The sequence below is a fragment of the Psychrobacter jeotgali genome (assembly GCF_904846315.1).
Taxonomy (GTDB): Bacteria; Pseudomonadota; Gammaproteobacteria; order Pseudomonadales; family Moraxellaceae; genus Psychrobacter; species Psychrobacter jeotgali.
The window spans coordinates 597,455-609,718 of sequence record NZ_CAJHAF010000001.1; the positions used below are offsets into that span (position 1 = coordinate 597,455).

General features: G+C 42.3%; 7 protein-coding genes, 1 tRNA gene and 2 pseudogenes. 3 read left to right on the top strand and 7 right to left on the bottom strand.

Translation table 11 applies throughout. From position 1 onward, the window contains the following. Nucleotides 1–7: 7 nt before the first annotated feature. Nucleotides 8–1,191: pseudogene (locus JMX18_RS02445) on the top strand (AMP-binding protein). A 90-nt stretch (nt 1,192–1,281) separates the two neighbouring features. Here the strand turns inward: JMX18_RS02445 and JMX18_RS02450 are convergent. Then, nucleotides 1,282–2,004, bottom strand: coding sequence for a TetR/AcrR family transcriptional regulator (locus JMX18_RS02450; protein ID WP_201583413.1), 723 nt, complete (start codon nt 2,002–2,004; stop codon nt 1,282–1,284). A gap of 173 nt (nt 2,005–2,177) precedes the next feature. Between JMX18_RS02450 and JMX18_RS02455 the strand changes: the two are divergent. Next, nucleotides 2,178–2,663 (top strand): annotated as a pseudogene (locus JMX18_RS02455) (AMP-binding protein); the annotation flags it as partial. Between the two features lie 403 nt (nt 2,664–3,066). Here the strand turns inward: JMX18_RS02455 and JMX18_RS02460 are convergent. Together JMX18_RS02460 and JMX18_RS02465 are read right to left on the bottom strand one after the other, a co-directional pair. Next, the gene (locus tag JMX18_RS02460; protein ID WP_201583415.1) at nt 3,067–4,023 is read right to left on the bottom strand and encodes an EamA family transporter; all 957 of its coding nucleotides are present in this window, start codon (nt 4,021–4,023) and stop codon (nt 3,067–3,069) included. Between the two features lie 118 nt (nt 4,024–4,141). Further along, on the bottom strand, nt 4,142–5,338 hold the full coding sequence (locus JMX18_RS02465) for an MFS transporter (protein WP_201583418.1): 1,197 nt from the start codon (nt 5,336–5,338) through the stop codon (nt 4,142–4,144). A 214-nt stretch (nt 5,339–5,552) separates the two neighbouring features. Here JMX18_RS02465 and JMX18_RS02470 point away from each other — a divergent pair, with 214 nt between their 5' ends. Beyond that, on the top strand, nt 5,553–6,953 hold the full coding sequence (locus JMX18_RS02470) for an aminotransferase-like domain-containing protein (RefSeq protein ID WP_201583421.1): 1,401 nt from the start codon (nt 5,553–5,555) through the stop codon (nt 6,951–6,953). Between the two features lie 363 nt (nt 6,954–7,316). Here the strand turns inward: JMX18_RS02470 and JMX18_RS02475 are convergent. The 4 genes from JMX18_RS02475 to JMX18_RS02490 form a co-directional block, all read right to left on the bottom strand. Next, nucleotides 7,317–7,393: transfer RNA gene (locus tag JMX18_RS02475), tRNA-Ile, on the bottom strand. A 93-nt stretch (nt 7,394–7,486) separates the two neighbouring features. Continuing rightward, nucleotides 7,487–8,305 carry a pteridine reductase gene (locus JMX18_RS02480; RefSeq protein ID WP_201583424.1) on the bottom strand — a complete coding sequence of 273 codons (819 nt, stop codon included), beginning with the start codon at nt 8,303–8,305 and terminating at the stop codon, nt 7,487–7,489. Nucleotides 8,306–8,308: 3 nt separating this feature from the next. Continuing rightward, a complete protein-coding gene (locus JMX18_RS02485; protein WP_201583427.1) occupies nt 8,309–9,496 on the bottom strand; it encodes a tRNA nucleotidyltransferase in 1,188 nt (395 codons plus the stop codon). Nucleotides 9,497–9,675: 179 nt separating this feature from the next. Next, nucleotides 9,676–11,994 (bottom strand): NADP-dependent malic enzyme, encoded by a 2,319-nt coding sequence (locus JMX18_RS02490; protein ID WP_201583429.1) that lies wholly within the window; start codon nt 11,992–11,994, stop codon nt 9,676–9,678. Nucleotides 11,995–12,264 lie beyond the last annotated feature (270 nt).

The following is a 12,264-nucleotide window of genomic DNA, read 5'->3' on the forward strand; positions in this document are numbered from 1 at the left end:
GTAAATTATGAATAAATTTTGGACCGAGAAGTATCCTGAGGATGTCGCCAAAGACCTGCCTTATGCTGACCAATCCTTAAATGACTTTTTTGATGAAGTATTGGCTAAATTCGCCCCGCGCAAGTTCATGACCAAGATGGGCGTATCTTATACTTATCAGCAAGTCGATCAAATGGCCACCAGCATCGCCGCTTGGATTCAAAGTTTGGGTCTGCCAGTGGGTAGTAGCGTTGGGTGATGATGCCTAATGTCAATCAATACCTACCTATCGTCATCGGCATTTTGCGCGCAGGTATGGTGTTGACCTTGATTAACCCTTTATATACCTCACGTGAGCTCAAGCATCAACTGAGCGACGCTGACGCCAAGCTACTCTTTGCCTTTGTTAAGCTGCTTGCAAAAGAAGACTTCCATCTATTGCCTGCGGTAAATACCTTGTTCCAAGCGCTGCTCAATCACCCAAAATTCAAAGATTTGGACTTCTCTAACCTTAAGCTGTCACTAGCTGGCGGTATGGCAGCCACGCCTGAGATGGCACGTAAGTGGCTAGATACCACGGGTGTTACGATAATCGAAGGGTGGGGGATGTCTGAGACTCTAGGAGTAGGTACTGCTAATCCGCTTACCAATACCAACTTTACAGGTACCATCGGTATGCCAGTACCAGGCATCGATATGGTCATCTTAGACGATGATGAAAATAAGCTGGAAATCGGCGCAGTGGGCGAGATTGGTATTAAGGGTATGAACGTCATCAAAGGCTATCATAACCTCGATAACAGCAAGTTTTTTACCCAAGATGGCTATCTAAAAACAGGTGATGTGGGCTCTATCGATGCACAAGGCTACGTCAAGCTGTTAGATCGCAAAAAAGACATGCTCATCATTAGCGGCTTTAATGTATACCCTAATGAAGTCGAAGGCGTGGTCGAGATGCACCCTAAAGTCAGAGAGTGCTCAGTGGTGGGCGTCGATGACGAGCTACAAGGTCAAGCGGTCAAATTGTATGTCGTCACCGATGACAAAAGTTTGAAAAAAGAAGAGCTCATTGAGTTTTGTAAAAAGAACTTATCAGGTTATAAATGTCCACGCTATGTAGAGTTTATCGATGAGTTACCCAAATCTACTGTAGGAAAAATACTACGTCACGAGCTTAGAAAAGCGGCCAATGAAGTAGCTGTAAATGGATAGGCTTCAAGTATTGTGACTACGATCCGTAACTTGACTATGTCGCTATCAATAAATGTCAGTAATAATTCCTTAAAATGCAACTTAAGACGTCTATGGAGCAGGTTTTGACATTGAGCGCCATAACATATCAAATAAGGCATCAAAATTTGCATTGAGCGGGGCGTCTGCTTGACGAATAGTTTTCATAATACCGAGACGGCTGATAAACCCCATAAACACGTCAAATAGGATATGTAGTGGAACCGTCTCGACCAGTACTCCTCGCTTTTGACCATCCTCAAGCACGCTCAGAAAAGCATTGATAAGCTCTTTATTATTATAAATGGCGATGTTATGAAAACGCGCTATAGATACTTTCGATAACACCATCACGGCGTCAGGATGAGTATCTACAAAATCCAAGCACACCCATAGTGTTTTACGCAGACGATCTTCTACGCTATCGATACCTTGCAGATGATCCATCATCCTTGTCGCTAGCCTGCCGAGCACTAAATCCATAATGGTATAAAGTACCGTTTGCTTATCGCCAAAATATTTATAGAGGGTTTGCAACGAGACGTTTGCAGCTTTGGCAATTTGTATCATGGTAATATCGCTAGCATCATTACTAGCAAAAAGCTGGCGCACGGCTTTCTCTATTTTATCTAAAGTAGCAGGGCGCATATCGGATAATGGCGCTAAGGCTGAAGACTCCGTTTGGGCAATTGATTGAGTACCGTCACTTTTATGTTTAACATTTTTATTTTTAGAGCTTTTTTTATCATTGCTAGTTTTAGCAATAGCTTGCTCTTTTAAATGAGTGGTTTTCATCTTTAATATCTCCAGCGTTCTGTTAGTTTAAAAAATAGTTGTTAATATAAATGATAATTATAATTACCATTATAAAGAAGTTTATTACAAGTATAGTATTTATTTTATAAGATACCAATCATTAGGCTAGTATTAGTATGTATTTTATCAGTAATTTTATAAGGTAATAATAATTACCTGATGTCATCTTCTATGATGAGCTAATAAAGGGCGAGTCAGATGAGTATGAGGGGCCTGAGCTTGATGAAAATACCCTAAGCTCGCTCTGTTATACCTCGGGTAGCACCGGCAATCCTAAAGGCGTGTTATATACCAATCGTAGCACGGTGCTACATAGCCTTAAACGTAATGTTGTTGGCGGTTCAGCTTGTCCGTCGTCCATGATTAAAGCCTTTCGTGATGAGTTCGATTGCGAAACCTTACATGCGTGGGGTATGATTGAGACCAGTGCACTAGGGACAGCCAATCAACTCAAGGCCAAACATAGCGCGTTATCAGAGGACGATAAGCTAAAGACACGTCTATCACAGGGTCGTCCGCCATTTGGGGTTGAGATTCGTATTGTTGATAGTGAGCAGAATAATAAGCTGCTTCCTAATGATGGTAAGACCTCGAGCAATGTACAAATCCGAGGATATTGGATTGTTGATAGTTACTTCAAACCCTGATATTAACAACATCACCTAAGAAAATTAAACTTCATGCCTAAGTTCTACATGCTATGCAAATAATAGCATGTAGAACTTTTCCGACCTATCAAGGTAAAATTAATCTATTAGATGCATAGATATTATTGATACTTCGAACACCATAGTATTGAGGGGTTTGTTAACTAATGAATTATAGTTTAAATTGATATTTGCTCTATTCTAGCTGATTGATATCTTCGACATTAATCTGAATTTCACAACTTCATCTATATGTAGTGGTCAACTAAGTTCATAATGTCATAAAAATAAAAAAGCTGGATCTCGGTGCCTGTGTCAAGGCAAAGTAGGAGCCTAAGACATTGTTTAAGTTATTGTTCGACTTTATAGTTTTTATGGCTTTGATTTCATCAATTTATCCATGAACAACCTTTCTCCCAAGTCTTATCTTCACATTTGCCAATATCAAACCCGATAAAATGAGTACCATTGCTAGCATCTTCCACCACGTTACTACCTCTCCTGTGAGCAGCACTGAGGTTGCCATACCAAATACGGGCACTAGCAAAGCGAAGGGCATAACTTTGGAGGCGGTATTTTGTGCCAGCAAGTGCGCCCACAGTCCAAAGCCAATCAAGGTTGAGATGTAAACGATAAACCCCAGCGACAACCAAGACTTGGAGGACGCCTGCGTAAACGTTGCGAGCTGCCAAGCGTCGGTCTCAAATATCAAAGAGGATAACGTCAAAATCACGCAAGCGATTAGACCGCCCCATACCACCAGTGCCAGCGCTGATAGTGCTGCTGTTTTGTTCTTGCTATGAGCAGGCGAGACAGGAGTTGCACCAGCGTCCTGCTGCGTGGTGTCTCTATTGGATGGCTTTGAAGCCTGCTTTGAGGCAATGTTGCCAAAGCTCCAGCCTATAGCCGCAATTAAAATACAGACAAAGCCAACCAACGGCATATCACCGCCAAGATTTAGCGCAATCACCCCCAGTCCTAGCACGCCGACCACCATACCGATAATCTGCTTGTGACTTACTGTCTCGCCCAATAAAACATAGGCTAGCAGTACAGTGATAAAAATCTGCATTTGCAATAGTAGCGCCGTCAATCCTGCGGACGCACCCAGATGCATAGCGGTAAATACAAAGGCATACTGCAAAACAAAAGTACCGATGGCATAAATAAATAGCGTACGGTTAAATTTTGGCGGTTTAAGAAACAAAACTAGCGGCACGGCAGTAAAGAAAAAACGCATGGCGGTCAGCATGAGCGGCGGAAAGCTCTCAAGCGCCCATGCAATAAAAGTGAAGTTCACGCCCCAAATAAAGGCAACCAATACGGCTAAAGCAATGTGGATTGGGGTCATAGGATTATCCTAGATAATGGGTATTGGTTTTAACGTTTATTATTGATGAACCTTAAAAATTAGAATTGATAAATCTCACTTAACTCTTCTTAAAAATAAAACGTGCTAACAATAGCGTTTAATGACTAACCGCGCTTCTTTTGAAGACAAACACAAATAGGATAAAAAGAGCAGATATTGCCATAGAAAAAATAAAAAACACTAAGTTGGTATTTATCCAACCAAGATAATTCAATATAGGAGCTGGTAGAAAAGCGCCTAAGGTTGCAAATAGCGCAATAACGGTCTCATTAATACCTTGAAATTTTAGTCTTTGGGCGCCTTGAATATTACTCAGTAGAGCCGATCCTCCTGAGTAAGTAAAATTCCAGCCAACGCCTAAGACAATCAAAGCCATATTGATAAAAATAGTATCTACAAACAAGACGGGTAGTAAGCAAGAGAGAGATATGAGTACAAAGCCGAGTATGATGGTATTAACACTATTGATATAGTGGATTAGCTTTGCCACAAAAAAGGAAGGTAAAAACATAGCGAGTACGTGCATCTGAATGGCATAGGAAGCATAGTTAAAAGAATGGCTTTGCTTCAGAAATATAGACGACGCAATCATCATCAGATTCATAATGTAGTAGCCTAAAGCGCCACCTAATATAGCAATGATAAGCGTATATTTTCTAATCGTCATCGTTTTTAAGACGACCATTTTAGCCTTTTGAGTGTTTTTATTATGATAGTTATTTGATCGGTTCCAAAGGTAGATAGTAATGAGCAAAAGAATAGCTAGAGCTGATAAAGATAAATAAATTAACGAATAATCCGGTAGATCTGTTTTTTTGGCTAGGTTTATCGCTAGCAGTGGTGCAACAATAGCAGCAAAAACACCGCCTGAGATCACCATTGAGGTCGCTTTGGGAATAAGTTCACTATCTAAAGTATCGGTTGCGGCAAATCTATAAAAGTTAGCGGTTGAGATAAAAAGTCCTAATAGAAAATGACTGATACACAAATATAAGAAGTTTTTATGTGTCAGTGATAAAAACCCAATAACCCCAGATAAAAACAAGAATAAGATACCTGCCTTAAAAATACGATAGCGACCAAACTTTTCCATTAGTTTTGAAAATAATACGGTACTCAGTAGAATCGCTAAAAACTGTAAGCCATAGGGGATAGTGGCGTAACCAACACTGGGCGCTAAAGACAATCCGACAAGTGCAGCAACGGTTACCGATAGAACCGCTGTGGTTAAATTGATACTTTGACCTATTAGTAAAAAATAGACGTGGTTTGGTAATTTATTATTGGTTTGCATATGTAGGCTCTATTTAAAGCTAATTTTTAGAAGCTAAGTTCAGGTAAAGGTTTAAAGCAGTATTTAGCAGTTAATATTTATACTATTCATAATACCTATAAATACCCATAACAGACCCGCTACAGTTTCATGAATGGGGAACAAAGTGTATAGTTGCTTTTGACGTTACAGTTTGTTTATCCATTCATTAATTCTTAAAGGCAGCGCAGGTGTTATGGTCGAAACCTATACCCTCAATCCCAATTTAACCAAGACCGCTGCCGTCGCAGAATGGCTGCAACAGCGTATTGATTGGCAAATCTACCTGCCCAATCAGCGCGTGCCCTCGGTACGAAAGTTAGCAAAGCTACTTAATATCTCAAGCTTTACCGTGGTACAAGCCTATGAGCAACTGGTGGCGACTAGTGTATTAACCGCTAAACCCAGTTCGGGCTATTACGTTAATGCAGTAGCGAGAGTTAATGAACCTAGTAGCCATAAAAAAGTAGCTGTTAAATATCCAGTAATAGATACGCGCTGGTTGGTGCAGCAAGTGTTTAGCGATATTGCGCATGAGCGCTCACCGGGAGTTGGCACTTTGTCCAGAGACTGGGTACGTAACGACAAGATGGAATGGGCGATACGGCAAGTCACTCAGCAAGCCGATAGTTTTGTCTATGATTATGGCGATGTGCAAGGCTACCTTCCACTACGTCAACAGCTGGTGCAGCATCTGCATACGCTTGGAATGCAAACTCATACTGATAATATCGTGACTACTGCTGGCGTGTCGCAAGCGGTGACCATGGTCGCGCAATTGCTTACCCAAGCGGGTGATACGGTGGTCGTTGATGGGCCGGGCTGGTACTGGCTGTCAAGCTGCCTGCAACAACAAGGGCTAAACGTCGTCTCTGTAGAGCGTGACCATCAAGGGCCTAATACCCGGTACATGCAAAAGCTATTTGCCGCGCATCGTCCCAAGCTTTATTTGACCAATAGCGTATTGCATAATCCGACTTCTTATAACTTGCATCCTGCGCGCGCGCACCAAGTCATCAATCTTATCCATGAGTACGACGCTTATATTTTTGAAGATGATTTATACGCCGCCTTTGTGCCGGGTGGGCAAGTGCTACGTTACGCGACTCTCGACCAGTTTGAGCGGGTGTTTTATGCGACTGGATTTTCAAAATCGATGGCGTCTGGCTGGCGTGTCGGTATGCTGGTCTGCCCTGATAACTATATTGATGACGTGCTGCGTATCAAAACCTTGACTAATTTGAATACGCCGGAGTTTGGGGAGCGCGTTATTCATCATTTATGGACGCATGGCGAATATCGGCGGCAGATTAAAAAGGTGCATCAGCGTCTATATGACGCGCACGAAAGCATGCGGGACGCGCTACCAAAGATAGGACTTATTTATCCTGAGCATACGCAGGCGGGACTGTTCGTTTGGGTGAACACAGGACAGGATACCAGTCAGCTAGCGCTAGATGCTTATAAAGACGGCTGGCTGGTTGCGCCGGGGCAATTGTTTTATCCGGATGTTAGCGCTTCGACTCATTTGCGACTTAATGTGTCAACGACTAGTGATGAGTTTTTAGAATGGTTGGGAGGGTATCTAAAGAATTAAATATAAATACCTAGCTACTATTAAAATTGGGCTTTTACCATTGATACGTTATACATAGTCAATACTGAACAGAAATTACACGTTTTTATTATGTAAGGGGAGCTATGAAAAGTCTAATAATACTAAAGTTGTTACTACTCTCATCTATTAGCTTTGCTGAATTTAATAAAGTAGTAGATGCGCATGGCTTGCCAAGTGGGTTAATTGCTTGGCGGATTGTTATCACGACCAGCACCTGATGGATTCCCTGTTGTACTCGGCCAGCCTGCATCTTGTCTACCATTGTTCATATAAATAAAATTCAGGCAATAAAAAACCCTTACAAGCTAATGGCTGTAAGGGTTTCTGTTTTTTTGCAATATATGGTGGGCCCAGTAGGACTTGAACCTACGACCAAAGGATTATGAGTCCTCTGCTCTAACCAACTGAGCTATGGGCCCTAACGGTAGACGCATTATAATACCTGAAATTTTTAATTTTTCAAGTAAAAGATGCTAAGTAAGGCAGATTGTTTGGCTGTTTTTTAGTAGCCCCTAATTATAGCCTCCTGCTAACGTTAAACTACGTCCGCCATCAACCGTAATAATCTGTCCGGTGACATAACTGGCCTCAACTAAATAAAGCACGCTATGAGCAATATCTTCAGGTGCTCCTATTCGCTGCATCGGGATAGAGTCAACGATATACTGCTGCTGAGTGCTATCAAGTGCTTGATCGCTATCTGCTTCTGGCAAGATATTAACGCCTGGCGCAACGCCATTCACTCGAACATGAGGAGCCATATCTAGCGCAAGCGACTGTACCATCGTGCGATGCGCAGCCTTTGCCATATTGTAAACGGCGTAATTACTAAATGGTTTATTATCAGCATGAATATCGAGTAGGCTAATAATGCAGCCTTGCTGAGCCTTCAGATAGGGTAGAAATGCTTGGCTTAATAATAAAGGCGCTTTGGCATTAGTCAAAAAAAGCTCATCCCATTGCGTGTTTTCAATACCACCGATAGGGGTTGGATAAAATCGTGAGGCGTTATGTACCAGTATGTCTAGCTGACCAAAAGTTTCAATAACCGTTTGAGTAAATTGAGATAAAGTTTGGCTATCATTGACTAGAGTTAAATCTGCGACAATGACTGCAGCACTATTATCGCGTTTTTTATTGAGAGTAGTAGCCAATGCTTTTGCTTGTTGTTGACTATGATGGCAATGAATGATGACTCGATAGCCCTTCTCATGAGCACGTTTTATAATAGCTGCGCCGATACGCTTAGCACTACCAGTAACTAGCATAACTGGTGCAGTAGTGATATTGGCATAGGATAAGTTGCGAAAGTTTTGCTTAAAGTGAGGCATAGATTAAGCTTGCTGATCCTGTTTTTGTAGATGTTCAATGCGTGCTTGGCGTAACGCCTCGCCGATAGCTGCTCCCTGCAGATCAGAGTCAATATGATTGATACCAATCGCATGGAAGCTATTAAGCGCTAGCATCATTTGGCGATGCTGGCTTGCTAACTGTAATACATGACTGATGACTAATAACTGCGAGAGCTTATCAGGCTCTTTATGGGCGCTACAGGCTTGGATGAGATCAATTTTTTTAGCAGCGTTTAGCTTATCTATCTGATTTAATTGGTGAGCTTGGTTAATAAATAAAGTCGCAAATTGAGTGTGCATTTTAGGGGCTTTGGCTTTGTTGCCTATTTTGACGATAGCTTTGGCAGCATCAGTAGCCTCAGTTATTTTATCAGCTGCTATATTAAACAGTGACTCATCTAAACTGCTCATCAGTAGCGCCCAGCGCTGGGATAGATTAAGCTGCATTTGTCCGGCAAAATAGAGTGCGGTTTGTACGGTCTCTCGAACATGAGCATCTTGCCAAGCCTGATGTAAGGGAGCAAAATACTCAGTTAAGGCCCCAATAGCGAACAGCTGTTGCCAGTAGACCTGCGGAGAGCTTTGCATAGTAGCGCGGCTCGATTCTTGCCAAATACGCTCGCTACTTAAATGAGCAAGCTCGCCTGACTGCACCAATCGGCGCATTAGCTCCAAAGTCTCATCTGCAATAGTAAAACCTAGCTCATAGTAACGGCCATAGAATCGAGCGGTTCGTAATACGCGTAATGGGTCTTCAGCAAAAGCGTCCGAGATGTGCCGCAAGACCTTACTGTCAATATCATTAAGTCCATTATAATAATCGATGACTTCACCTGTAATAGGCGTATTGTCAGTGAGGCTTTTGACTTCAATCGCCATCGCATTGATAGTTAGGTCGCGGCGCTGCAAATCCTCTTGTAGCGTCACATCAGGGCTGGCATGTACGCTAAAACCTTGGTAGCCATGACCCTGTTTGCGCTCAGTACGGGCAAGCGCATATTCTTCGTGAGTAATGGGGTGTAGAAATACTGGAAAGTCTGCGCCCACTTGCTGAAAGCCTGCTGCTAGCATCTCATCGACTGTCGCACCGACTACTACAAAGTCTTGGTCTTTAACAGAGCGATTCAATAGCTGATCACGGACAGCACCGCCGACAAGATAAATTTGCATAGCACTCTCTTTATTTAGGATTAATTCAGTGTTTTGATTGATAAATGGCAAAAAAAACCAGTCAGCGCTATTATTACAAGAGCGTTGACTGGTTTTAGTATAGCAGACTGCCATCAGTAATTATAAATGAAGACAGCTAAACCTTGAAGGTTTTAAGAGCTTTTCTTTTATTGCCATTATTACTGGTCGTTCTCTAAGTCTTGAGCTTCAGTTACGGCAAGCGCAGTCATATTGACTACACGGCGCGCCGTTGCTGAAGGGGTCAAGATATGCACAGGCTTACTAGCACCCAATAAGATAGGGCCAATAGAAGCACTGCTAGTTGCTGTTTTTAGTAAGTTAAAGGCAATGTTTGCCGCATCAAGCGTTGGCAAAATGAGCAAGTTAGCAGAACCTTTAAGCGGACTTGATGGCATATTCTCTAAACGGATAGCCTCACTTAAAGCAGCGTCACCATGCATCTCACCTTCAAACTCAAAGTCTACATTCATCTCTGTTAGGAGCTCATAAACTTTACGCATTTTTACAGCGCTGGCACGATCTGAGGTACCAAAGTTCGAATGCGAGACCAAAGCCACCCGCGGTACAATACTAAAGCGGCGCAGTTGCTGAGCAGCTAATACGGTCATCTCTGCCAATTGTTCAGCAGTAGGGTCTTCATGAATATAGGTATCGGCAATAAAGATATTACGATCTTGCATCAACACCGCATTCATAGCATAAAAGTCTTTAACGCCTTCTTTTTTGCCAATGACGCTTTGAACATATTCTAAATGCAGCTGATAATGGCTAAAGGTACCACAAATCATGCCTTCAGCGTCGCCATTTTCGACCAATAAAGAGCCGATCAAGGTAGTCTTACGGCGCACATCACGGCGAGCAAGCTCGATACTAACGCCTTTACGTTTGTTCTTTTCGTAATAGCCTTGCCAGTAGTCTTTATAGCGTGGGTCATCATCTTGATTGACGATGGTGATGTTAACCCCGTCTTTTAGACGTAGACCTAGTCTCTGAATGTTATTTTCGATGACCGAAGGACGGCCAACTAAAATAGGTTGGGCCAGCTGCTCATCAACAACCACTTGGATAGCTAACAATACATTACTGTCTTCACCTTCACAGTACACGATACGTTTTGGATCTGACTTAGCACGAGAGAATATAGGCTTCATCACAAATGCAGAGTTGTAAACGAACTCAGACAGATGTTGACGATAAGCTTTAAAGTCATCAATCGGTAATGATGCTACCCCTGAGTCCATCGCCGCTTTAGCAACCGCAGGGGCGATCTCAATAATTAGGTTAGGCTCAAGAGGGCCGGGGATTAAATAATCACGACCGAAGCTTTTCATGCTTTCGTTGTCTTTTATGTTCGATGTTGGCGTTGCTTCAACGTGTGCCATAGCGGCAATAGCGCGAACACAAGCGATCTTCATCTCTTCATTAACAGTCGTTGCTCCGACGTCCAAAGCCCCTCGGAAGATATAAGGGAAGCATAACGCATTATTTACTTGGTTAGGATAGTCCGAACGACCCGTTGCCATAATAACGTCTGGGCGTACTGAATGGGCCAATTCAGGCATAATTTCAGGCGTTGGGTTAGCTAGGGCAAAGATGATAGGGTCTCTTGCCATACGCTTGACCATATCTACGCTTAGGATACCAGGCATAGATAGTCCCAAGAACATATCTACCTCATCCATGACTTCATCGATGCGCGTAGCATCAGTATCACGAGCATAGCGTTGTTTGGATTCATCAAGGTTTTCACGACTGGTACTGATAATACCGCGTGAATCTGAGACTAGAATGTTATTTGCATCAACACCAAGCGCACAGATAAGGTCTAAACACGAAATAGCAGCAGCGCCAGCACCAGAGCAAACGACTTTGATATCTTCAATTTTCTTTTCAGTCAATATGAGCGCATTTAGCATCGCAGCGGCTACAATAATTGAAGTACCATGTTGATCATCATGGAAAACCGGAATTTTCATACGCTTGCGCAGTTCACGCTCGATTTTGAAACATTCAGGTGCTTTGATATCTTCTAAGTTAATGCCGCCAAAGGTAGGCTCAAGCGCAGCAACGGCTTCGATAAATTTATCAGGATCATTTTGCGCCACTTCAATGTCGAATACATCAATACCGGCGAATTTTTTAAATAAGACGCCTTTTCCTTCCATAACTGGTTTTGATGCCAATGGGCCAATATTACCCAAGCCTAACACTGCAGTCCCGTTAGTAATAACGCCTACTAGGTTACTACGAGCGGTGTACTTAGCGGCTAACTTAGGATCTTTTTCAATCTCTAGACAAGGGATAGCAACACCTGGCGAATAAGCCAAGGCAAGATCACGTTGGTTGGCCAATTGCTTGATAGGGGTAACTGAGATTTTACCAGGTCTTGGAAACTCGTGATAATGTAAAGCGGCTCTTTCAAACTGCTCTCTTTCATTAGAAGAGTTATCCGTGTTTAGAGGGGTATCGTCATTCATAGTAATTGCCATGGTTGGAATAAAATTAAAATAAATTGGGACAAAATGAGCTAGCGATCGTGCTTTATAATGAAATAAGCTATCAGCTGACAGTTTGCAACTGAATATCAGGAAAACTGCCGCACTCTAGCATCGCAGAAACAGTGCGCTGAAAAAATAACTATTCTAGCATCAATGGCAATTAACTGCCTAGTCAACGAAGGTAAAATAAGCAAATTATATATTAATTTGATAATCAACATTTAGCCCGTTAATAGTGAAAGAGCACAG